Source organism: Rhizobium sp. M10, assembly GCF_002531955.1.
In the GTDB taxonomy this organism is placed as follows: domain Bacteria; phylum Pseudomonadota; class Alphaproteobacteria; order Rhizobiales; family Rhizobiaceae; genus Rhizobium; species Rhizobium etli_C.
Map to the genome: position 1 here is coordinate 132305 of NZ_NWTA01000013.1, position 21337 is coordinate 153641.

19 protein-coding genes and 1 pseudogene are annotated in these 21337 nt (G+C 62.9%); 11 read left to right on the plus strand and 9 right to left on the minus strand.

The window, feature by feature from the left end:
* Positions 1-87 precede the first annotated feature (87 nt).
* Positions 88-1698, minus strand: coding sequence for an ABC transporter substrate-binding protein (locus CO671_RS21220; RefSeq protein WP_097607588.1), 1611 nt, complete (start codon positions 1696-1698; stop codon positions 88-90).
* A gap of 159 nt (positions 1699-1857) precedes the next feature.
* Complete coding sequence (locus CO671_RS21225) at positions 1858-2898, minus strand: substrate-binding domain-containing protein (RefSeq protein ID WP_097607589.1); 1041 nt, start codon at positions 2896-2898, stop codon at positions 1858-1860.
* A 135-nt stretch (positions 2899-3033) separates the two neighbouring features.
* Between CO671_RS21225 and CO671_RS21230 the strand changes: the two genes are divergently transcribed.
* The 8 genes from CO671_RS21230 (at position 3034) to msrA (ending at position 10929) form a co-directional block, all read left to right on the plus strand.
* On the plus strand, positions 3034-4068 hold the full coding sequence (locus tag CO671_RS21230) for a Gfo/Idh/MocA family oxidoreductase (protein ID WP_097607590.1): 1035 nt from the start codon (positions 3034-3036) through the stop codon (positions 4066-4068).
* 11 nt (positions 4069-4079) lie between these two features.
* Entirely contained in the window at positions 4080-4982 is a 903-nt protein-coding gene (locus tag CO671_RS21235; protein WP_097583331.1) for a sugar phosphate isomerase/epimerase, read from the plus strand.
* Positions 4983-5044: 62 nt separating this feature from the next.
* Positions 5045-6277, plus strand: a complete 1233-nt coding sequence (locus tag CO671_RS21240) for a sugar ABC transporter substrate-binding protein (protein WP_097607591.1) — start codon at positions 5045-5047, stop codon at positions 6275-6277.
* A 288-nt stretch (positions 6278-6565) separates the two neighbouring features.
* A complete protein-coding gene (locus CO671_RS21245) occupies positions 6566-7468 on the plus strand; it encodes a sugar ABC transporter permease (protein ID WP_003595640.1) in 903 nt (300 codons plus the stop codon).
* A complete protein-coding gene (locus CO671_RS21250; RefSeq protein ID WP_010031033.1) occupies positions 7465-8295 on the plus strand; it encodes a carbohydrate ABC transporter permease in 831 nt (276 codons plus the stop codon). The genes CO671_RS21245 and CO671_RS21250 overlap by 4 nt, the downstream gene beginning before the upstream one ends.
* A complete protein-coding gene (locus CO671_RS21255) occupies positions 8292-9362 on the plus strand; it encodes an ABC transporter ATP-binding protein (RefSeq protein ID WP_097607592.1) in 1071 nt (356 codons plus the stop codon). The genes CO671_RS21250 and CO671_RS21255 overlap by 4 nt, the downstream gene beginning before the upstream one ends.
* Positions 9363-9474: 112 nt before the next feature.
* Positions 9475-10308, plus strand: coding sequence for an inositol monophosphatase family protein (locus CO671_RS21260; protein ID WP_097607649.1), 834 nt, complete (start codon positions 9475-9477; stop codon positions 10306-10308).
* Between the two features lie 111 nt (positions 10309-10419).
* A complete protein-coding gene (gene msrA / locus CO671_RS21265) occupies positions 10420-10929 on the plus strand; it encodes a peptide-methionine (S)-S-oxide reductase MsrA (protein ID WP_097607593.1) in 510 nt (169 codons plus the stop codon).
* 4 nt (positions 10930-10933) lie between these two features.
* Here the strand turns inward: msrA and CO671_RS21270 are convergent, their stop codons facing one another.
* Entirely contained in the window at positions 10934-11806 is an 873-nt protein-coding gene (locus CO671_RS21270) for a LysR family transcriptional regulator (protein WP_097607594.1), read from the minus strand.
* 97 nt (positions 11807-11903) lie between these two features.
* Between CO671_RS21270 and CO671_RS21275 the strand changes: the two genes are divergently transcribed.
* Both CO671_RS21275 and CO671_RS21280 read left to right on the plus strand, forming a co-directional pair.
* A complete protein-coding gene (locus tag CO671_RS21275; protein WP_097607595.1) occupies positions 11904-12689 on the plus strand; it encodes an SDR family oxidoreductase in 786 nt (261 codons plus the stop codon).
* A 25-nt stretch (positions 12690-12714) separates the two neighbouring features.
* Positions 12715-13413 (plus strand): ribonuclease activity regulator RraA, encoded by a 699-nt coding sequence (locus CO671_RS21280; RefSeq protein ID WP_097607596.1) that lies wholly within the window; start codon positions 12715-12717, stop codon positions 13411-13413.
* 99 nt (positions 13414-13512) lie between these two features.
* On the opposite strand, the gene CO671_RS21285 is transcribed toward CO671_RS21280, so the two are convergent.
* From CO671_RS21285 to CO671_RS21310, 6 genes are read right to left on the minus strand one after another with little or no spacing between them, the layout of a single operon-like run.
* Positions 13513-14802 carry an amidohydrolase family protein gene (locus CO671_RS21285; RefSeq protein ID WP_097607650.1) on the minus strand — a complete coding sequence of 430 codons (1290 nt, stop codon included), beginning with the start codon at positions 14800-14802 and terminating at the stop codon, positions 13513-13515.
* Between the two features lie 25 nt (positions 14803-14827).
* Positions 14828-15772 carry an ABC transporter permease gene (locus CO671_RS21290; RefSeq protein WP_097607597.1) on the minus strand — a complete coding sequence of 315 codons (945 nt, stop codon included), beginning with the start codon at positions 15770-15772 and terminating at the stop codon, positions 14828-14830.
* Complete coding sequence (locus CO671_RS21295; protein WP_097607598.1) at positions 15769-16818, minus strand: ABC transporter permease; 1050 nt, start codon at positions 16816-16818, stop codon at positions 15769-15771. The genes CO671_RS21290 and CO671_RS21295 overlap by 4 nt, the downstream gene beginning before the upstream one ends.
* Positions 16808-18340 carry an ABC transporter ATP-binding protein gene (locus tag CO671_RS21300; protein ID WP_097607651.1) on the minus strand — a complete coding sequence of 511 codons (1533 nt, stop codon included), beginning with the start codon at positions 18338-18340 and terminating at the stop codon, positions 16808-16810. Before CO671_RS21300 ends, CO671_RS21295 begins: the two co-directional genes overlap by 11 nt.
* On the minus strand, positions 18337-19749 hold the full coding sequence (locus tag CO671_RS21305; RefSeq protein ID WP_097607599.1) for an amidase: 1413 nt from the start codon (positions 19747-19749) through the stop codon (positions 18337-18339). The genes CO671_RS21300 and CO671_RS21305 overlap by 4 nt, the downstream gene beginning before the upstream one ends.
* A gap of 8 nt (positions 19750-19757) precedes the next feature.
* On the minus strand, positions 19758-20744 hold the full coding sequence (locus CO671_RS21310; protein ID WP_097607600.1) for a BMP family protein: 987 nt from the start codon (positions 20742-20744) through the stop codon (positions 19758-19760).
* Between the two features lie 341 nt (positions 20745-21085).
* On the opposite strand from CO671_RS21310, the pseudogene CO671_RS21315 reads away from it, so the two are divergent.
* Positions 21086-21292, plus strand: a pseudogene (locus CO671_RS21315) (hypothetical protein); the annotation flags it as partial.
* Positions 21293-21337: the final 45 nt, after the last annotated feature.

Here is a 21337-nt window from a genome sequence, read left to right on the forward strand (position 1 = left end):
CGGAAGAAAATTGCCGCCGATTTATCTCTTTGTTTTTACGCAATTCCGAACGCAAAACCGCGGCACACTTTTACTGAAATTGCTCTATCACGATTGCAAAGCGGTATCGCCCCAGTTCGAGACGGCCCAGCGCGGATTGTCCGCAACGTTGAGGACGGTGTCGCGGGCGACGGTGATAAAGCCCCATTCCGCAACGTTGATCAGCGGCAGATCGGCGACGACGAGCTGCTGGAACTTGCGGTAGAGATCGGTGCGCGCCGCTGTGTCGACGGTTTCGGAGGCCTGCTTGATGATCTTGTCGAGCTCGGGATTGGCATAGCCGCCCTGGTTGGAGAAGGGAACGCCATCAGGCGTACCGGACTGAACGAGAATGGTGGTGGAGATCGCCGGATCGCCGCGGAACACCGGCGGGGCGACGGCGAGGTCGAAATCGTGGTCGGTGTAAACAGCCTTCTGGTGCGCGGCCGCATCGGCATTGACGATCTCGGCATCGATGCCGATCGCGGCAAGCGCCTGGCGAAGGTAATCGCCGAACTGGCGGGTCTCGTTGAAATAGGGCGCGGGGCGGAGCTTCAGTTTGAAGCGGTTGCCGTCCGCCCCCTGGGCATAACCCGCCTTGTCGAGAATATCGTTGGCGGCCGCCGGATTGAAATCATAGGCCGCGACATCGGATGTATAGAATTCCGGCGCATTCTGCGGCACCGGGCCCGTGGCGGCGGCGGCATAACCGAGGAAGATCGTGTTGACCACGAATTTCTTGTCGATGGCGTGCGCGATCGCCTGGCGGACCCTGAGGTCGGCGAGCTCCTTGCGGCGGTGATTGATCTCGACGACGAGCTGGTAGGTCAAGGCCTCGTAACCCTTCGAGATCACCTTGATGCCGTCGACCTTGGAGATACGGTCGAGATCGGCCAGCGGCACGGCCGAGAAGGCGGCCAGCTGGATTTCGTCGGCCTCGAGCGCCGCACCCGCCGATGCCCGGTCGGGCAGCACGCGGAAGACGATTTCGTCGAGTTTCGGCTGGTCCTTGTCCCAATAAGTCTCATTGCGCGTCAGCCGGTAGTATTCGCCGGGTTTGTGTTCGGCGAACTTGAACGGCCCGGTGCCGACAAGCTTGTTATTACCAGGATTGGCGGCGATATCGCTGCCGTCGAAGATATGTTTGGCGACGACGCTGGTGACGACGGGCAGGGCATTGCGGATGAGCTGGAACGGCGTCGGCTTGGAGAAGCGGAAGATGGCGGTGTAGTCATCGGGCGTATCGACGGCTTCGAGATTGGCGAAGACCAGGCGGCCGAGATTCTGCAGCGGCTTCCAGATGTTCAGGGCCGAGAAGGCAACATCGACCGAAGTGAACGGCTTGCCGTCATGCCAGGTGACGCCGTCGCGCAGCTTGAAGGTGACGGAAAGCCCGTCGGCCGAGCCTTCCCAGGAGGTGGCAAGCCGTGGCGCAAGCCCGTCCTTGCCGTCGAACGAGGCTTCGGCCAGCGGCTCAATCACCTTGCTGGCGATGAAAAAGACGCCGTTCGAAGCGACGATGGCAGGGTTGAGGTTCTTGGGTTCGGAATCGGCTGCGACGACCAGTCTCCCGCCGCTCGGCGCGGTCTGCGCCAGCGCCTGGCGGGCGAGCGCCGTCGAGGCAAGCAGCAGAGCAGCGCCCTTCATCAGCGTGCGCCGCGAGATAAATGACACCGTCATGACCCCTCCTGATCGATCGAAACCGGCAACCATATTCGGCCCGAAATACCGGTTGGCATAGAGATTAAATTCGAATGATCGGGCTCCGCGAGACATTTTTTGTCACCCAGCCATTATATCCTCTGCCGCGCTCGCGCGGGAGGCCGAAGCCGGCGACCTTCAGGCCTCCGTCAGCTGAAACGCGTCGCTTTCCCCTGCCACCAGTTCGAGTGGCCAGATCATGTTGCCACCGGCATCGGAATAGAAGTCTCGATAGGCCGGCATGCGGGCGACCAGCATTTCGCCGAGTGCAACGCCGAGATCGTAGAGCGACATGCGGAAGCAGCTGAGCGAGGGCTGCAGAAATCGTGCGCGCGGGGCATCGCGGAAGCCGATCACCGCAAGATCGCGGCCGGGCTGGACGCCCGATTCCATCAGGCGGCGGTAGAGGCCGATCGCCATCAGCTCGTAGATCAGGATCACCGCCGTCGGCCGGTCTTCGAGCTGCAGCAGTTCATGGGCCGCCCGGTAGCCGCCTTGTTCACTCGATTTGACGCGGATGACGAGCGACGGGTCGAAGGGAAGACCGTGCTGCTCGAGCGCACGGCGATAGCTCTCGACAAAGACGTAGCCGAGGTTGACCTCACTCGACGGCGCCGTGATCGCGATCCGGCGGTGGCCGCGCGCGGCCAGCCGTTCGACGGCGCGCTCGGCGACGCCTTCGAAGTCGAGGTCGATCCAGGGGAAGTTGCCGGCCGAAAGACTGCGCCCGACGGCGATGAACGGGATCCTTGCCCGCGAGAGAAAATCGACACGGCGATCGACGCGCTGCATATTGGATATGATCATCGCATCGACGACACGTCTCGCTACCATGCGCTTCAGATATTCGCACGGGTCTTCATCGCTCGGGCAGGGCAGCATAAGAAGATCAAGCTTGTGGCGGGTAAAGACATGCTGCAGGCCGCTGGTGACGCCGAGGAAGAAGTTGTCAGCGTTTTCGACCGCCTCCGCGCTGGATTCGATCATCAGGCCGATAACCTTCGTCTCTCCTTGTCTTAGGCTGCGCCCCGACTGATTGGCGACATAGCCGAGCGCCTCGGCCGCCGCCAGCACACGACGGCGCGTTTCCTCGTTGACATCCGGCCTGCCGTTCAGGGCGCGGGACACCGTGCCGATCGAAATAGCCAGGTGTTCGGCAAGCTGGCGGATTCCCTTCATCGGCTGCGATTCCCTCCTGGGCCGTAATTTCGCAGTTGGCCTCTATTGACACCGGAAAATGTTTTCGCCTACAGTCGTAAACGTTTACGGAGTGCGTGTCACGAGGAGAGTTGGCGCCATTCCCTGGAGGAAATCGTGAAATTCAGTGCCATTCTGTGCGGGTGCGGAGCTATGTCCAAAGGTTGGTTGCGCGCCATCGCGTCCAACTCAGATCTCGCCGATTCCATCACCTTTGTCGGCCTCGTCGACCTCAACCGCGAGACGGCGCAACAGCTCGCCGCCGAGTTCGGCCTCGACAGCGCGGTCATCGGTTCGGATCTCTCCGAGGTCATCGCGGCGACGAAGGCCGATCTGGTCTTCGACATCGTCATTCCGTCCGCCCGTTACGATGTCGTGTCGACCGCACTCAAGGCCGGCTGCCATGTGCTCAGCGAAAAGCCGATGGCCGCCTCGCTTGCCGAGGGGGCAGCGCTGATCGATCTCGCCGCCGAGACCGGCCGAATCCACGCCGTCATCCAGAACCGCCGCTTCATCTCCGGCATTCGGCGCCTGCGCCGTTTCGTCGACAGCGGCGCGATCGGCGATCTCACCGCCATTCATTGCGACTTCTTCCTCGCGCCGCATTTCGGCGGTTTCCGCGAGGAGATGGACAATGTGCTGCTTCTCGACATGGCGATCCACACCTTCGATGCCGCGCGTTACGTCGCCGACAGGAAGCCGCTGGCCGTCTATTGCGTCGAGCGTAATCCTGCGGGCTCGTGGTACCGGCACGGCGCCTCCGCCAATGCCATCTTCGAATTCTCCGACGACATCGTCTTCACCTATCGCGGCTCCTGGTGCGCCGAGGGCGAACGTACCAGCTGGGAAAGCCAGTGGCGTCTCGTCGGCTCGAAGGGGATGCTGACCTGGGATGGCGAGGAGAGTTTCAAGGCGACCGTGGCCGGCGAGGAGCCCGGCCTTCTGCGCGGCTCTGCTGCCGTAAACGTTCCCGGTCCTGAACACGATGCCGAAACCCACGGCCACGCCAGCGTCATCGCCGACTTCATCGCGGCGATCCGCAGCGGCAAACAGCCCGAAACGGTCAATTCCGACAATATCAGAAGCCTCGCGATGGTCTTCGGCGCGATCGAAAGCGCCAAGACCGGCCGACGCATCGAAATTTCAGCATAGGAAGACGTGACGTGAGCAACCCTGCAAAATCCATTCGCATCGGCACCATGGTCAGCGGCAACAAGGGCGATGCCGCCCAGCGCATCGGCCAGATTGCCGACCTCGGCTTCGAGAGCTTCGAGCCCTTCTTCTGGCAGACGACCAAGGGCCAGGACCTCGCCGAACTCGGCAAGCGCTGCCTCGACGCGATCGGCGACCGCGACATCACCATCTCGACGCTCGGCATGTTCGGCAATCCGCTGGAAGAGAGCGCAATCGACCTCGAGACCCTGCAGGGCTGGAAAGACTGCATCGACAATGCCCATCATTTCGGTGCGACCTGCGTTGCCGGTTTCACCGGCCGCATCCGCGGCAAGCCGCTGACCGACAGCCTGCCGCGCTACAAGCAGATCTGGAGCGAACTCGCCAAGCGTGCCGCCGACAAGGGCATCAGGATCGCCTTCGAGAATTGCGCGATGGACGGCAACTGGGAAAGCGGCGACTGGAACATCGCCCATAATCCGGATGCCTGGGAGCTGATCTTCAACGAGACGCCGGACGACCATATCGGGCTGGAATGGGAACCATGCCATCAGATGGTCTATCTGATCGACCCCATGCCGCAGATCCGCAAATGGGCGCACAAAATCTTCCACGTCCACGGCAAGGACGCGACCATCCGCTGGGAGGTCATCAAGGAACACGGCATCTTCGGCAAGGAGAAATTCGTCTTCATGCGCACGCCGGGCTTCGGCGACAGCAACTGGACCGACATCATTTCCGAGTTGCGGCTTGCCGGCTGGTCCGGCTCGATCGACATCGAAGGCTGGCACGACCCGGTCTACCGCGACGAACTGGAAATGACCGGCCAGGTCTATGCACTGAACCACCTCAAGCATGCCCGGGGCGGCGAATTCGTCGTCGATCCGGCCTGATGACATCGTTGCCGGCAAGGAGGAATTGCCGGCAACGGGGATAACCACAAAGGAGGAGAACCATGGCTATCCGCAAATATGCAATTCTCGGCGCTCTGGCGCTTGCAGGCGTTTCGCTGTTCGGCCTTTCGGCCAAGGCCGAGGACGTCACGCTGACACTCTGGTCGCTTGATAAGGACACCCAGCCGGCGCCGAACCTCGTCAAGGAGTTCAACGCCCAGAACAACGGCATCAAGATCGAATACCGGCTGATCCAGTTCGACGACGTCGTCACCGAGGCGATGCGCGCCTATGCCACCGGCCAGGCGCCCGACATCATCGCCGTCGACAATCCGGAGCATGCGATGTTCTCGTCGCGCGGCGCCTTCCTCGATCTTACCGACATGATCGCCAAGTCGACCGTCATCAAGCCGGACAATTATTTCCCCGGCCCACTGAAATCGGTCGAATGGGACGGCAAATATTACGGCGTGCCGAAGGCGACGAACACGATCGCGCTCTACTACAACAAGGACATGTTCAAGGCGAAGGGCCTCGATCCGGCGAAGCCGCCGCAGACCTGGGACGAGCTGGTCGAGGATGCGCGCAAGCTGACCGACCCCGCCAAGAACATCTACGGTCTCGCTTTCTCGGCCAAGGCCAATGAGGAGGGCACCTTCCAGTTCCTCCCCTGGGCCCAGATGGGCGGCGGCAGCTACGAGCATATCAATGCCGACGGCGCGGTGAAGGCGCTCGGGATCTGGAAGACGATCATGGACGAGAAGCTTGCTTCGCCCGACACGCTGACGCGCGGCCAGTGGGATTCGACCGGCACGTTCAACTCCGGCAACGCGGCCATGGCGATCTCCGGTCCCTGGGAACTCGACCGCATGACGCAGGAAGCGAAATTCGACTGGGGCGTCACCCTGCTTCCGGTTCCCAAGGAAGGGGCTGAACGGTCGTCGGCCATGGGCGACTTCAACTGGGCGATCTTCGCCAGCAGCAAACATCCGGCCGAAGCCTTCAAGGCGCTCGAATATTTCGCCTCGCAGGACGACAAGATGTTCAAGAATTTCGGCCAGCTTCCGGCCCGCTCCGACATCTCCATCCCCGAAAGCGGCCAGCCGCTGAAGGACGCCGCCCTCAAGGTCTTCCTCGAACAGCTGAAATACGCCAAGCCGCGCGGCCCCCATCCGCAATGGCCGAAGATCTCCAAGGCGATCCAGGACGCCATCCAGGCGGCACTGACCGGCCAGATGAGACCGAAGGACGCGCTCGACCAGGCCGCGGACAAGATCAAGGCTGTACTTGGGTGAAGCTTGCTCCCTCTTCTCCCCGGCGGGGGTCCGAAGGACGGGTCGAGACACGCGGCTCGACCCAGGTACGGATGCCCGAAGGGCAGATGAGGGGGGTGAGGAGCACAAGCGACGAACGTTCTGAACGCAAGTGAAGAACAGCAAACGCCGAGTTCGCCGCCCCCTCATCCGCCCTATCGGGCACCTTCTCCCCGCGGGGGAGAAGGGGAAACTCAACCATTTCCTCCCGGCAGGGGCCGTCTTCCGCATCATGCGCCAGGCGGCCCCGATCGGAGCATCGGAGGACGCATGAAAAGGATCCTGATGAGCGTCAGGGATGGCCGCGGTTTCGATATCGTGCTCGTCGCTTTCCCGCTCGGCTTTCTGTTCCTGATGGCGGGGCTGCCGCTCATCTACAATGTGGTGATGAGTTTCCAGGAGGTCGACATGTTCAGCCTCGGAACCTTCTCGCGTCCTTTCGTCGGCTTCAAGAATTATACCGACCTCTTCGCGCAGCCGGAAACCCTGCCGATCCTCTATAACACCGTCATCTTCGTCACCGGCTCGATTGCCGGCCAGTTTCTGATCGGCTTCGGTCTGGCGCTGTTCTTCTGGGTCAATTTCCCCGGCGCCTCATGGATGCGCGGTCTGTTCCTCGTCTCCTGGGTGATGCCCGGCCTCGTCGTCGGCGCCATCTGGAACTGGATTCTGTCCGGCGATTTCGGCGTGCTGAACTTCATCCTCAGGGAAAGCGGCATCATCTCCGGCAACATCTTCTGGCGCTCCGATCCGCATTATTCGCTCTATGCCGTCATCATCGCCAATATCTGGCTCGGCACCTCCTTCAACATGATCCTGCTGTCCGTCGGCCTCGCCGGCATTCCCGCCGATCTCTACGAAGCGGCCGAACTCGACGGCGCCAATGTCTGGCAGCGCTTCTGGACGATCACGCTGCCGATGATGCGCTCGACGATCGGCGCGATCATCGCGCTCGGGCTGATCTTCACCCTGCAGCAGTTCGACCTTTTCGCCGCGATCACCTCGGGCGGGCCGAACAATTCGTCCAATGTCACGCAGTACTGGGCCTGGGACCTCTCCTTCCGCCAATATGACTTCGCCAAGGGGGCGACGATCTCCGTCATCATGATCGTCTTCGTCATGTTCGCCTCCGTCGTCTATGTCCGCTCCACACGTCATGAGGTGCGCGGATGAGCACGACCACGAACCGCGACCGGCTGATGCTGGCAATATCGATCGTCATGGCGGCGATCTATCTCTTCCCGCTCTACTGGATGTACATCACCGCGCTGAAAAGCGGCTCGGAGATGTTCGCCACGCCGCCGAGTTTCTGGCCGGCAGCACCCCAATGGAGCACCTACACCTATGTCTGGGAAAGCCGCGGCATGGGCCGCTATCTCTGGAATTCGCTGGTCATCGCGCTGGGCTCGGTAGCGCTGATCACGCTGCTCGGCGTCGGCTGCGCCTATGTGCTCGCCAGATACCGCAACGTCTGGGTGGATATCGGCCTGTTCCTGATCCTGATGCTGCAGGTCCTGCCAGCCTCGCTGATGATCACGCCGATCTTCGTCGGATTCTCGCAGATCGGCATGCTCTCTTATCCCAGGCTTGCCGTCATCATCGCGGTCGCGGCCAAGAGCATGCCCTTCTTCGTCATCCTGGTGCGCGCCACCTTCATGAGCGTTCCCCAGGAACTGGAAGAGGCGGCCCTCGTCGACGGCAATTCGCGCGTCGGCGCCTTCTTCAACATCGTGCTGCCGCTCGCCCGCAACGGCATCCTCGTCAGCGCCATCCTGATCTTCATGCAGGCCTTCGGCGAATTCGTCTATTCGAAGTCGATGATCCAGGCGGTCGACCTTCAGCCGGCAAGCGTCGGTCTCAACTCCTTCATGGGGCCGAACACCAACGAGTGGAACAACATCATGGCCTACGCGACGATGTATGTGACGCCGATCCTTGCCATCTTCGTTCTCTTGCAGCGCCGCATCGTATCCGGCCTCACCTCTGGAGCCCTCAAATGACCACACAGATCGAGCTCAGAGGCGTCAACAAATATTACGGCGCCTTCCACGCCCTGAAGAACATCGACCTGTCGATCGCCAAGGGTACTTTCGTCGCGCTCGTCGGCCCTTCGGGCTGCGGCAAGTCCACATTGCTGCGCTCGCTTGCCGGTCTTGAAAGCATTTCGACCGGCGACCTCCGGATCGCCGGCGAGCTGATGAACGGCGTGCCGCCGCGCAAGCGCGACGTCGCCATGGTGTTCCAGTCTTATGCGCTCTATCCGCACATGACGGTCGAGGAAAACCTGACCTACAGCCTGCGCATTCGCGGCATCGCCAAGGCGGAAGCCAAGAAGGCGGCAGAGGAGGTGGCGGCGACAACCGGTCTTTCGCATCTCCTCAAGCGTTATCCGCGCGAACTGTCCGGCGGCCAGCGCCAGCGCGTCGCCATGAGCCGCGCCATCATCCGCCATCCCAAGGCCTTCCTGTTCGACGAGCCGCTGTCCAACCTCGATGCGGCGCTGCGTGTCCATATGCGCAAGGAAATCCGATCGCTGCACGACCGGCTGAACGCAACCTTCGTCTATGTCACCCACGACCAGGTCGAAGCGATGACGATGGCCGACCATGTGGTGGTGATGCGCGACGGCATCATCGAACAGCAGGGCGCACCGCTCGATCTCTACGACCGGCCGGCAAACCGGTTCGTTGCCGGCTTCATCGGTTCTCCTGCGATGAATTTCATTCCGGCGATCGTCGCGGAAGACGGCAAGAGCCTGATCCTGGATTTCGGCGCCGTGAAGCAGAGACTTGCCATGAACCGCACCATCGAGCCCGGACGCAAGCTCATCGCAGGTGTCCGGCCTGAACATATCGAGGTTGTCGCTCCCGGGCAGGGCAGTTTCGACGTGCCGATTGCCTTCGTCGAATCGACCGGCTCCTCGACCTTCATCGTCGCGGCGACCGAGCCGGAACTGACGATCGTCGAGACGCGCCGTGACAGGGTCAAAACAGGAGACATGATCGGCCTTTCGGTCGACCCGGCTCAGATCCATCTCTTCGATGCATCGACGGACCGCCTGATATAACAACCGGTGGACAGGGGCGGCAGTCAGCTTCATAAAACCATCATCGGCCTCTGCGAAGGGAGTGCTTTCGGACGAGTCACTTGCGTTTCACCTGCAGCATCCGGATCTTCTCATGGCATCCTCCCCGATATCAGCGCGTCTTTCGCCGGCCGCGTCGCCCCGCCTCGTCGTGCTTGCCGAAACGGTCCTGAAGGCGGGAGAAACGGCCCGAGCCTCGCTGCGGCGGCGGACATCGGCAGAAATCCTGGCCAAGGCGCCACGCGATTACCAGACCGAAATCGATGTCGCCGTCGAGCGTATCATCGTCGAGGAAATGACGAAGGCCTTTCCGGATTATGCCATCCAGGGCGAAGAGGCCGTCGGCAACCGCACGGGCGGGCCGGACACGCCGATCATCTACATCGACCCGATCGACGGCACCACCAATTACGCCTGGGGCGTCCCGCATTTCGGCATGACGATCGCCATCGCCGAAGGCGGCAGGCTGGTCGCCGGCGTCGTTTATGACGCCATGCAGGACGAATTGTTCAGCGCCGAGGCCGGCGGCGGCGCCTATCTCAACGGTGAGCCTATCCACTGCGCCGATGTCGCCGACATCGAGAACGTGCTTATCGGCGCCGGCCTGCCGATCCCCGGCCAGGTCAAGGCGGTCGCCGAGGAAACCTATTTCGACGCCATCAAGCGTCTGATGGCCAATACGGCCGGCGTGCGCCGCCTCGGCTCGGCGGCTTTGTCGATCGCCTATGTCGCCTGCGGCCGGCTGGACGGTTTTTTCGAGGACGGGCTTTCGATCCATGACTTCGGTGCCTCGGCGCTGATGGTCGAAGAGGCGGGCGGCATCGTCACCCGTTTTTCCGGCGCCGAAGTCAGCGGGCGGGGCGATATCCTCGCCGCCAGCAAGGCGCTGCATCCCTGGCTCAAGGAAGGCTTCCGTATCAAAGCCTGATTGACCTCAGCATCATCTTCCCTTGGGGACGATAGCGAGGCCGCGTCTCATTGCGCCGTATGGAAATCGGCGACGCGAGACACTATTTCTGGGCAAACAAGGAGACATCCAATGACCGAAGAACGTGCAGTGCTCGCCGGCGGCTGCTTCTGGGGCATGCAGGACCTGGTCCGCCGATTGAACGGTGTGATTTCGACCCGCGTCGGCTATACCGGCGGCGAGGTGCCGAATGCGACCTACCGCAACCACGGGACCCATGCCGAAGCCATCGAGATCATCTTCGATCCGGCCAAGACCAGCTATCGCGACATCCTCGAATTCTTCTTCCAGATCCATGACCCGAGCACGCGCAACCGCCAAGGCAACGACGTCGGCACGAGCTATCGCTCGGCGATCTTCTATACCAGCCCCGAGCAGGAGCGTGTCGCCAAGGATACGATCGCCGATGTCGACGCATCCGGCCTGTGGCCCGGCAAGGTCGTCACCGAAGTCGTGCCGGTGAGCGATTTCTGGGAGGCCGAGCCCGAGCACCAGGATTATCTGGAGCGCATCCCGAACGGCTATACCTGCCACTTCGTCCGGCCCGGCTGGAAGCTACCGGTCCGTCAGAAGATCGCCTGAGCCATCAGGCCTCCATCGCCGCGCGGCTGGTTTGCAGAAGTGCGGCGATGAGGTTTGCCCGCGGCGACGAACGCGGCGCGACAATGCCGACCGTGCGCATTGCCGACGCACGCGGCAGGGGCAGCTTGACGATATCGAGCCCGGCCGGCCACGGCGGCGCCCAATCCGGCACGACCGAGATCCCGAGACCGCGATTGACCATCACCGCGATCGCCTCGAGCGCGTCGAGTTCATAACGCTCGATGGGGCGAATGCCGATCTCGCGCAGATATTCGTCGGCGATATGGCCGCCCCATTGGTTGCGATCGTAGCGGATGAAGGGTTGGGTCCTCAGCAGCTCGAGCGGATCGGCCCGCTCGAAGCCTCGCGGCCCGATCAGCACGAGCGGTTCCTGGCGCAGCGTATTGAAGGTCAGCGTCTTCTGCATCGGAAATCGCGGTTCGATGATGAAGGCCGCATCCAGCGCGCCGTTCAGAACCTCGATATAGAGATCCATCGAAGCCCCCGGCCGGATGAAGATCTCGATCAGCGGAAAATCCTGGGCAAGGCGGTGGAGAATGCCGGGGACAAGACCCGTCAGAGCCGTGTTGATCGCGCCGAGCCGCATCTCGCCCGAGATCGTCGCGGTACCGGCCATCGCTTTCAGGTCGCGTGTATCGCGCACCAGGTCCCTGCAGCGTTCGAGAATGGCAAAACCCGCCTCGGTCGGCCGCATGACGCGGCCGGAACGCACCAGCAGCCGCACCCCCAATTCGGTCTCCAACGCACGGATGCGCTGGGCGACGGCGGCCGGCGTCAGGTTCAGCCGCTGGGCCGCCTGCGCCAGCGAGTGCCGTTCGGCAACGACAATGAATGTTTCGAGAAAACGCGTGTCCATCGATAGTTTTTCTATCTCCTGAATAAAGCAAAAGCGATATTTTATTTACAGTCCGATGCTCCGAAAGATGGCTCGACCATATGAGGAGACGAGCGATATGGATTTGGGCCTCACGGACAAGACGGCTCTTGTGCTTGGCGCCGGCGGCGGACTGGGCAGCGCGATCGCCGCCAGGCTTGCGCGCGAAGGCGCCAGAATTACCGCTGCGGATATCGATCTCGCCGCCGCGCAAAAGACCGCAGCCGCAATCGTATCCGAAGGCGGCAAGGCGTTGGCGTTGCAATGGGACCTTGCCGATCTCGCCTCGATCGACGCGCAGGTCGCCGCAATCGAACGTGACTTCGGACCGGTCGATATCCTCATCAACAATACCGGCGGCCCGCCGCCGACCACGGTCTCCGGCCAGGGCGCTGATATCTGGAACCGGTATTTCCAGAGCATGGTGCTCTCCGTCATCTCGATAGCCGATCGTGTCCTGCCCGGGATGCGGGCGCGCAAATGGGGGCGCATCGTCACCTCGACTTCGTCGGGCGTGGTCGCGCCGATCCCCAATCTCGGCATCTCGAACGCGCTGCGCCTGTCGCTGGTGGGATGGTCGAAAACCTTGGCGCGCGAGGTCGGCCGCGACGGCATCACCGTCAACATCGTCCTGCCGGGCCGCATTGCCACCGGCCGCATCACCTTCCTCGATGAGCAGAAGGCCAAGCGCGAAAACCGATCCATTGATGACGTCATCACTGAGAGCACCGGCGGCATTCCGCTCGGCCGTTATGGTCGGCCGGAAGAATACGGCAATGTCGTCGCCTTCCTGGCGAGCGAACCTGCTTCCTATCTCACCGGATCGGTGATCCGCGTCGACGGCGGCATGATCCAGAGCATCTGAACGAACCCCGATTGGAAACGATACCATGACCCTCGACGCTCAAGCGATAGCAACCCTCAAGACCGTCTCGACGGCGACCCTGACGACCGTTCTTCTGAAGAAGGGACTGCGGAACGTCTGGATTCGCGGCGCCGTTCCGTTGAAGCCCGGCCAGCCGCGCATCGTCGGCCCGGCCTTCACCCTGCGTTTCGTTCCAGCCCGTGAAGATCTGGCAACACCCGCCTCCTGGGCCTCGCCGATCTCGACACGTGCCGCAATCGAGGCGATGCCTGAAGGTTGCGTTGCGGTCGTCGATGCGATGGGTGTCACCGACGCCGGCATTTTCGGCGATATCCTCTGCGCCCGCATGCAGAAGCGCGGTGTCGCGGCCCTCGTCACCGACGGCGTCGTGCGCGACCTCGCCGGTGTACTCGACAGCCACCTGCCGGTCTGGTGCCGCGGCGTCGCAGCTCCCCCTTCGGTCGCCGGCCTCACATTCGTCGCCTGGCAGCAGCCGATCGGTTGCGGCGGCGTCGCGGTCTTCCCCGATGACATCATCGTCGTCGACCAGGACGGCGCGGTGTTGATCCCGGCCGATCTGCTCGACACCGTGCTCGATGAAGCGCCGGAACAGGAGCGCATGGAAGCCTGGATCATGAGCAGGATCGATGAAGGCGTGCCGCTGCCCGGCCTCTATCCGATGAACGCCGACACCAGGGCGCTCTATGAGGCTTCGAAGAAATAATTTTCAGGCCGGAGCGAATTGAAAGGGTCGCTGCGTCGCGACCCCTATTATTTTGGCTCAAATTGAAACTGCTCCGGGAAGCCGGAAACCCGTCGCATCTCAATGACGCGGCGTGTAATCCCGACCGCCGTCGATCCGCGTCGGGCGCCCCTCCAGGAAAAGCTCGCCGATGCGCGGCGCCGAGCGGGCGATGACCTTGCCGCGGCGGATCACCGCCAGCCGGTTCGGCTTCAGCCGCAACGCTTCCAGCGTGTCGCTTGCCTGAAGGATGACGAGGTCGGCATTGCATCCCTTCTCCAGGCCATAGGCCGCAATCTCCATCGTCCTCGCCGAATTGACGGTCAGCGCGTCGAAGATCCTTTTCTTGTCGTCGATGCCGGCCATCTGCGCGACATGGATCGCCATGTGGCCGACCTCCAGCATGTCGCCGGACCCCATCGAATACCACGGATCCATGACGCAATCGTGCCCGAAGGAGACATTCAGCCCGGCATCCATCAGCTCGCGGACGCGGGTCATGCCGCGGCGTTTCGGATAGGTGTCGTGCCGGCCCTGCAGCATGATGTTGATCAGCGGATTGGGGATCACGTTGATCTCCGCCTCTGCCATCAGCGGGATGAGCTTGGAAACATAATAATTGTCCATCGAATGCATCGAGGTCAGATGCGAGCCGGCGACACGTCCTTGCAGGCCGAAGCGGATGGTTTGCGCAGCCAGCGTCTCGATATGGCGCGAGAGTGGATCGTCGGTTTCGTCGCAATGCATGTCGACCGGCAGGCCGCGATCGGCGGCGATGCGGCAGAGCGCCTCGACCGACGCCGTGCCGTCGCCCATCGTCCGTTCGAAGTGAGGAATGCCACCGACGATATCGACGCCCATATCGAGCGCCCGGTTGAGCGCGTCGATCGCGCCCGGCGAGCGGTAATAGCCGTCCTGGGGAAAGGCGACCAGTTGCAGATCGATATAGGGCGCGACCCTTTCGCGGACTTCGATCATCGCCTCGACGGTCACCAGTCTGGGATCACTCGTATCGACATGGCTGCGGATGAAAAGCAGGCCTTGCGTGACCGCGAGATCGCAATAGCGCAGCGCGCGGTCGACCAATTCCTCCTTCGTCACGATCGGGCGCAGCTCTCCCCAGAGCGCGATACCTTCGAGCAGCGTACCCGACACGTTCATCCGCGGCAGGCCGAGCGATAGCGTGGCGTCCATGTGAAAATGCGGATCGACGAAAGGCGGGCTGACCAGCCTGCCGGTTGCATCGATTTCCTCCGGCGCGTGCGCCTGCAGATTGCGCTCGACGGCAATGATCCTGTCGCCCTCAATGCCGATGTCGATGCCGGTTCGGCCATCAGGGAGATTTGCGTTTCTGACGATTAGATCGAACATCGGAACCTCGTTGGAAAAGGCGGCTTCACCGTTCACCGCGACGATAGGGCTGCATCAGCGCCTGCGGGACGCGGGCGCGGCGGGCCATGATGGCGAGAGCCGCAATGGAAAGGATATAGGGCGTCATCAGGAAGAGCTGATAGGGTACGAGTCCGCTTAACGTCGTTTGCAGCCGAAGCTGAAAGGCATCGAAGAAGGCGAAGAGCAGGGCCCCGAACAGCGCGCGGCCCGGCCGCCAGGAGGCGAACACGACAAGCGCGATGCAAATCCAGCCGCGCCCCTGCACCATGGTCGGGAAGAAGCTGTTGAACGCCGACAATGTCAGGAAAGCGCCGCCCATTCCCATCAGCGCGCTGCCGATGATGACTGCACCGTATCGCACCTTCATCGGATTGACGCCCTGGGCTTCCGCTGCATGCGGATTTTCACCGGTCATCCGGATTGCGAGCCCCACGGGAGTTCGGAAGATGATGTAGGCCATCAAGAGGGCGATAAGGATCGCAAGATAGGTCGGCGCCGTCTGCGTGAAGAAGGCCGGGCCGATGAATGGCAGCGTCGAGAGGCCGGGAATGGCGATCGGCTGGAACGGCACGATGGTCGGCGGCGTATTGGCAAGCGGCACGATCAGCCGGAAGACATAATAGCTGAAACTGGAGGCAAAGAGGGTGACGCCGAGGCCGGAGACGTGCTGGGACAGGCCGAGCGTCACCGTCAGCGACGCATGCAGCAGGCCGAAGATGCCGCCGGCGACCGCGGCGATCAGCAGGCCGGTCCACAGATCGGCGCCGTGATAGACGGAAAGCCAGCCGATCATCGCGCCGAAGGTCATGATGCCTTCGATACCGAGATTGAGCACGCCGGCCCGTTCGCAGAGCAGGGCGCCGAGCGTGCCGAAAATCAGCGGCGTGGCGATCCGCAGGATTGCCGCCCAGAGCCCGGCGGAAGCGATGATATCGAACAATTGCGTCATCGCCTTATCCTGTATTGGGTGAAGAACAATGCGATCAGCATCGTCAGCAGCGACAGCGCCACCGTAACGTCGGCAATATAGGTCGGGATGCCGAGACCCCGGCTCATGCCGTCCGCGCCGACGAACATCGTGGCCGTAAATATGGCAGCGAAGACGACGCCGAGCGGATTGAGGTTGGCGAGCATGGCGACGACGATACCGGCATAGCCGAAACCGGGTGACAGGTCCGTCGTCACATAACCCTTGACGCCCATCACCTCGATCGCGCCGGCGAGGCCCGCAAGCCCGCCCGAAACACAGGCGACCTTTACCAGCGTCCTGCCGAGCGGCACGCCTGCGAAGACCGCGCCGGCGGGACTGAGGCCTGCTGCGCGGGACTGCATGCCGAACACCGTGCGGGACTGGACGAAGTGGACGGCGACCGCCAGGGCGATCGCAATCGCCAAACCGATATGCAGGCGCGAGCGGGCGATCAGCTTCGGCAGCATGGCGTGATCGCTGACGGATTGCGACTGCGGCCAGCCGAAGGCGAGCGGATCCTTGAGAACGCCGTCTATGAGCATCGAGACGAAAAGCACGGCAATGAAATTCATCAGCAGGCTGGTGACGACCTCATCGACGGAAAAGCGCAACCTCAGCCACAGCGGGATCAAAATCAGCACCATGCCGGCGATGGCGCCGATAAGCAGCAGCAGCGGAATGAGAAGGGGTGCGGGAAGATTGCCCAGCAGTTTCGAGCTTGCCGCCGCAACGGCGATGGCGCCGAGATAGAACTGGCCCTCGGCGCCGATATTCCAGAGCCGCGCGCGGAAAGCGACGGCGGCGGCAAGTCCGGTCAGCATCAGTGGCGTTGCCCGCGTCAGCGTTTCGGTCGCCGAAAGCCGCGAGCCGAAGGCGCCGGTCAGGATGCGCCAATAGGCGTCCAGAACAGGTGCGCCGGCGATCGAGATCAAGATGCCGGCCAGCGCCAGAGCCGCGATGATGGCGATGACGGGTGTGGCGATCAGCAGGTAAAGCGGGCGGTGCTCGCGGCGCTCAAATCGCATGATCGGCCTCGCGGGTCTCTTGCCATTCGCCGGCCATCATCAGCCCCAGCCTGCGGGCGTCGGCGCCATCGGCATCGACGGGCGGCGACAGCCGGCCGCCGACGATCGCCTGTATGCGGTCTGCGAGCGCGATCACCTCGTCAAGATCCTCCGAGATCAGCAGCACCGCAGTCCCCTGCCGACGGGCTTCCAGCAGGCGCGCATGCACGGCGGCAACGGCGCCTTCGTCGAGGCCGCGGGCAGGCTGGGCGGCAATCAGGATGCGCGGCCGCCGATAGAGGCTGCGCCCGAGAATGAGCTTTTGCATATTGCCGCCGGACAGCAGCCGCGTACGGATCGCCGGGCCGCCGCCGCGAACGTCGAAGCCGTCGATGATCGCGCGCGCGAAGGTTATGCTGGCCTTGCGGTTGACGAGACCATGGCGCGAGAATGCCGGCGAGGCGATGCGCTCCAGCACGGCGTTTTCCCAGATCGCCATTTCCCCGATCACGCCCTCATGGTTGCGGTCCTCGGGAATGCGGCCGATGCCGGCGTCGACGACGTCGGCGACGCCAAGATTGCCGACCACTTCGCCGAACAGCCTGAGGTCGCCGCTGCTGCGCGCCAGCGTGCCGGAGAGAAGATGCGCCAACGCCGCCTGGCCGTTGCCCGAGACGCCGATAATGCCGAGGATCTCTCCCTGATGCAGCCGGAAGCTGATCGATTTCAGACGATCGATGCCGCCGCTTCGCACGGTCACGCCCGAAGCCTCGAGTGCAACGTGACCGGGTGTCGACGGTTCGCGAACGGGCCGCGTTACGCGGTGCCCGACCATCAGCTCGGCGAGTTCCGCCTTGTTCGTTTCCGACGCCCTGCGCTCGGCGACCATCCTGCCAGCGCGCAGCACGACGATGCGGTCTGCCGCCGCCATCACCTCGTCGAGCTTATGCGAGATGAAGATCAGCGACAGGCCCTGGCGGGCCATTTCCTTCAGGGTCGTGAACAGCCGCTCGGCTTCGATGTTGGTCAGCACCGCCGTCGGCTCATCGAGGATCAAGATGCGGGCATCGTTGTAGAGAGCCTTGAGGATTTCCACTCTTTGCTGCTCGCCGACCGAAAGGTCGCCAAGGCGGGCATCCGGATCGACCTGGAGACCGAAGCGCTCCGAAATCGCCAGGAGCTTCTTGCGCGCCGCCGATGTTGCCGATCGCCAGGACCAGAGGCCTTCCGTGCCGGTCATGACATTTTCCAGGACGGTCAGATTGGGCGCGAGCGAGAAATGCTGATGCACCATGCCGACGCCGGCGCGGATTGCCGCGCGCGGCTTGCCCTGCGGCAGCTCGGCGCCGTCGATCAAAATTCGGCCGGCATCCGGCATGTAGTGGCCAAAAAGGATGCTCATCAGCGTGGTCTTGCCCGCGCCGTTCTCGCCGAGCAGGGCGACGACCTCGCCCCTGGCCAGCGTCATGGAAATATCGTCATTGGCAAGGTTGGCGCCGAAGCGTTTGCTGACGCCGACAATTTCCAGAACAGGCCCGGTCATGACGGCAACCCCGCCACCGGAAAACGGTGCTGCCATCGCCCCTCGGCCTCCAGGCGCGCCGCCAGCGACAGAAGCCCCCGCTCGCGACCCATCGGCATCACGAGCTGCACCGACAGCGGCATGGCGTGCTCATCCTGTCCGAAAGGCAGCGTCAAAGCAGGAAAACCCGAAACATTGGCAAGGCAGGCAAGCGGCGCAAACGCAGTCATTCGCTCCAGATGCAGATCGGTGTCGGCATGATCGGTCGGAAACGAGCCGATCGCAAGGGGCGCAGAGGCAAGCATCGGCATCAGGATGCAATCGACCGTATCGAACAGCCCCCAGACCGCATGGCTTACCAGCACTGCATCGTTCAACGTATGCCAGAGCCTGGCGGCTGAAAGCGCCCGCCCGCGCATCGCAAAAGCCTGCGTGAGAGGCTCGGCCCTGCTTTCCTCAAGGGCTGCCGCCTCGATGAGCGCGGCGAGGTTGACGGAAACGATATCGGCGAAGGCACGGCTGCTGGCAGCGACGCTCCATTCCAAATCGGCCCAGGCTAAGGGAACGATGATGTGACCGTCCTTTTCGAGCACACGTGCTGCGTCCGCAACGGCTGCAAGGCGGCGATCCTCGGTCGGATAGGCCTGTCCGGTGTCGGTCAGCAGGCCGATCCGCAAACGGCCGGTGTCGACATCGGCGGGAGAGGGATCCGGAACGGGTCCGCGTGCATTGCCACTCAGCCGATCAAAAGTCAGCGCCGTATCCCGCACCGAGCGGCAGACCGCCAGTTCACTCGCAATGCCGGCAAGGTGGTTGCCGAAAGAAGGTCCGCCGGGGATGGCGCCACGGGTCGGCTTCATTCCGACCAGGCCGCAACAGGCGGCAGGCACGCGGATCGAGCCGCCGGCATCGGTGGCATGGGCAATCGCGACGATGCCGGCGGCAACCGCTGCCGCCGCACCGCCGGACGAGCCGCCGGCAGTGCGCGTGGGATCGAGCGGGTTGCGACAGACAGGCCCGATCGCCGGTTCGCTGGCGAGCGAAAGGCCGAATTCCGGGCTCGTCGTCAGGCCGAACAGACAAAAGCCTGCTTCGCGGAACCGCGAAGCGAGATCGGAATCGGCTTCCCCGCCCTTTCTCTCGAAGAGGCGGGAACCGGCCGTTACCGGCAGTCCGCGGAAGGGACCGCCGAGATCCTTCGCCAGGGTCGGCACGCCGGCAAAGGGCCGCGCCGCGAAACGATCGGGCGCGCGCTGCCGTTCCTCGTCGCAGGCCTTTGCGGCCGCGAGACCCAAAGCGCCGTCGAGATAGGCGATCGCGCCGAGCGGCGCATGCCGCGCGGCGGCCTCGAGGGAGATCTGCATCGCTTCTGCAGCGCTCAGGCTGCCATGCCTGATCGCTGCCGCCAGTTCCGTCGCGTCGCCCCGCATCAACCGAACTACTTCGGCTCGTCCATCATCTTGGGCACTTCGAAGGTGCCGGCCTTGATCTCCGCTCGCTTGGTTTCCATAGCGGCCTCAGCCTCGGCAGGCGCAACGCCCTTGACGAAGACGATATCGCTGCCGCCTTCCTTCATCAGGCCGTAGGACGTGTAGTTCCGGCCGACCGGTTTGCCGGCAGCGACATCGGCGATCGCGGCATTCAGGATCGGGCGGAAATACCACATGGCGTTGGCGAAGACCGTATCGGGATAACGCGGCGTGTAGTCGACCAGCGAGCCGACCGATTTGATGCCGCGTTCCTTGGCGGCATCGGCCGTGCCGATGCGCTCGCCGAACAGGATATCGGCGCCGGCGTCGATCTGGGCGAGACCGGCCTCGCGGGCCTTCGGCGGATCGAAGAAGGTGCCGATGAACGAGACCAGGTGCTTTGCATCGGGATTGACGGCCTTGACGCCCGCGGCAAAGGCGTTGATCAGCATGTTGACCTCGGGGATCGGAATGGCGCCGACCGAACCGACGACGTTCGACTTGGTCATCTTGCCCGCAAGCATGCCGGCCAGATAGGCGCCGTCATGATTCCACGTGCCGAAGACGCCGAAATTGGGGCCGGCCTGCTCGCCGCTGGAACCCAGCACGAAAGCCGTATCAGGATAGTCGGCCGCGACCTGCCGGGCCTCCTTCTCCACCGCATAGGCCTCGCCGATGATCAGCTTGTTGCCCTGTTCGGCATATTCGCGCATGGCGCGCGGATAATCGGTGCCGGAGACACCTTCGGAAAAGACATATTCGATGACGCCTTCCTTGGCAGCGTCCTGAAGGGCCTTGTGAAGACAGGAATTCCAGGCGTTTTCGACCGGCGAGGCATGAATGCCGGCAACTTTCAGCGGGGCGGCAGCCCTTGCGAGCGGGACGAAGCTGCTCACGCCGAGCGCAATGCCCGATGCGATCACTGCCCGGCGTGAAATCAGGATGTCTTTGGTCATCGATTGCTCCCCTTTTTTTTACCATCTGGTTCAAAAATCATAGTAGCGCCTAAAAAGGTGTCAAGGAGAGAACAGGCTTAAAAATCAGGCTGATCGACCCCTTTAGGCTCCTTCCTCACCCGCCGAATTTTTACGTGCCTGCAGGGCGTCGCGACATGGCGGAAAGAAACGTGGCGTGGCAGGCTGCACCTCGATCCCGCCGCGCCTCCTGGTTGTGAATTTCCATCCCAACAAACGCGTCCTTCGCTTCGGCGCAAGGGAGCTCGGACCGGACCTGCAGGGCTTGGCGCGACGATATTTGCAGGATATGCAGAGAACTGTCGGGTTGGGGAAACAAGAAAATGGGTGAAGAACAGGACGTCTCGCGGCGGCCGATCGCGAGCCGGTCGTCGTCCTGGGCGATCGGCCTGAGTGCGTGGCTGGCGCGCGCCGGCGTCACGCTGAACAGCATTTCGCTTCTCTCGATCCTGTTTGCCGGCATCGGCGCGGCGCTCATCCTGTTCACCTCACATCCGATCACCCCCTCCATCATCATCGCGGCCGGCAGCCTTGTCACCTGCACCACCCGTGCGATAACGCTTTCCCATTCGCTG

Excerpts from the sequence above, each read along its gene's own strand:
- CO671_RS21220 (WP_097607588.1), bottom strand. The coding sequence starts at position 1,698 with ATGACGGTGTCATTTATCTCGCGGCGCACGCTGATGAAGGGCGCTGCT.
- CO671_RS21225 (WP_097607589.1), bottom strand. The coding sequence starts at position 2,898 with ATGAAGGGAATCCGCCAGCTTGCCGAACACCTGGCTATTTCGATCGGC.
- CO671_RS21240 (WP_097607591.1), top strand. The coding sequence starts at position 5,045 with ATGGCTATCCGCAAATATGCAATTCTCGGCGCTCTGGCGCTTGCAGGC.
- CO671_RS21245 (WP_003595640.1), top strand. The coding sequence starts at position 6,566 with ATGAAAAGGATCCTGATGAGCGTCAGGGATGGCCGCGGTTTCGATATC.
- CO671_RS21250 (WP_010031033.1), top strand. The coding sequence starts at position 7,465 with ATGAGCACGACCACGAACCGCGACCGGCTGATGCTGGCAATATCGATC.
- CO671_RS21255 (WP_097607592.1), top strand. The coding sequence starts at position 8,292 with ATGACCACACAGATCGAGCTCAGAGGCGTCAACAAATATTACGGCGCC.
- CO671_RS21260 (WP_097607649.1), top strand. The coding sequence starts at position 9,475 with ATGGCATCCTCCCCGATATCAGCGCGTCTTTCGCCGGCCGCGTCGCCC.
- msrA (WP_097607593.1), top strand. The coding sequence starts at position 10,420 with ATGACCGAAGAACGTGCAGTGCTCGCCGGCGGCTGCTTCTGGGGCATG.
- CO671_RS21270 (WP_097607594.1), bottom strand. The coding sequence starts at position 11,806 with ATGGACACGCGTTTTCTCGAAACATTCATTGTCGTTGCCGAACGGCAC.
- CO671_RS21275 (WP_097607595.1), top strand. The coding sequence starts at position 11,904 with ATGGATTTGGGCCTCACGGACAAGACGGCTCTTGTGCTTGGCGCCGGC.
- CO671_RS21280 (WP_097607596.1), top strand. The coding sequence starts at position 12,715 with ATGACCCTCGACGCTCAAGCGATAGCAACCCTCAAGACCGTCTCGACG.
- CO671_RS21285 (WP_097607650.1), bottom strand. The coding sequence starts at position 14,802 with ATGTTCGATCTAATCGTCAGAAACGCAAATCTCCCTGATGGCCGAACC.
- CO671_RS21290 (WP_097607597.1), bottom strand. The coding sequence starts at position 15,772 with ATGACGCAATTGTTCGATATCATCGCTTCCGCCGGGCTCTGGGCGGCA.
- CO671_RS21295 (WP_097607598.1), bottom strand. The coding sequence starts at position 16,818 with ATGCGATTTGAGCGCCGCGAGCACCGCCCGCTTTACCTGCTGATCGCC.
- CO671_RS21300 (WP_097607651.1), bottom strand. The coding sequence starts at position 18,340 with ATGACCGGGCCTGTTCTGGAAATTGTCGGCGTCAGCAAACGCTTCGGC.
- CO671_RS21305 (WP_097607599.1), bottom strand. The coding sequence starts at position 19,749 with ATGCGGGGCGACGCGACGGAACTGGCGGCAGCGATCAGGCATGGCAGC.
- CO671_RS21310 (WP_097607600.1), bottom strand. The coding sequence starts at position 20,744 with ATGACCAAAGACATCCTGATTTCACGCCGGGCAGTGATCGCATCGGGC.